2 protein-coding genes are annotated in these 707 nt (G+C 31.5%); both read right to left on the reverse strand.

Annotation, left to right across the window (positions count from 1 at the left end; genetic code table 11):
* Window positions 1-243, reverse strand: a 243-nt coding sequence (locus BG20_RS08370) for an Hsp70 family protein (protein ID WP_010193644.1), incomplete at its 3' end; no start/stop codon positions are given.
* A gap of 12 nt (window positions 244-255) precedes the next feature.
* Window positions 256-707: nucleotide exchange factor GrpE (locus BG20_RS08375; RefSeq protein ID WP_010193647.1), on the reverse strand; the 452-nt coding region annotated here is incomplete at its 5' end.

A 707-nucleotide genomic window follows, 5' to 3' on the forward strand; every position in this document is an offset into this window, starting at 1 on the left:
ATAATCAGAACCCATTTTTCTTTTTGCTGCAGCAATAGTACTGTCAGGATTGGTTACTGCTTGTCTTCTGGCAGGTTCACCCACCAATAGTTCACCAGTTTTAGTAAATGCTACAACAGAAGGAAATGCTTTTCCACCTACTGTAGCACCCTCTGCAGCAGGGATAATAGTGGGTTTTCCACCCATTACTACTGCCGCAGCAGAATTGCTTGTTCCTAAATCTATTCCTATTATTTTAGCCATTTAATTTCACCATTATTTTTTTGATATTTCTACTAGTGTTGGTCTAATAACTCTCTTATGAGAAATATATCCTTTCCTAAGTTCTTTAGTGATTGTATTGTTATCTAGCTCAGTATCAGTGATAATTGAAATTGCTTCATGAAGATTTGGATCAAAAATTTCACCCAATGCATCAATTGGAGTCACATCATATTTTGTTAGGAGAGCATCCATATTTTTTAAAATTGAATCCAATCCTTCTGTATTGATCTTACTTTCTGTAAAAACTTGTTTTGCTCGTATAAAATCATCATGTATTTTTAAAAAATCTAACATAAATTCGTCTATTTTGGTATTTACACCTTTTTCAATATCAGATTGTGTTTTTCTATTTAGATTTTGATAATCTGCTAATACGTGTTTGAGTTTTTCTTCATAATCTTGTACTTTTTGTTTTTCTTTTTCTAAGAGATTTTCTAATTTAA

The sequence above is a fragment of the Candidatus Nitrosarchaeum limnium BG20 genome (genome assembly GCF_000241145.1).
Taxonomy (GTDB): domain Archaea; phylum Thermoproteota; class Nitrososphaeria; order Nitrososphaerales; family Nitrosopumilaceae; genus Nitrosarchaeum; species Nitrosarchaeum limnae.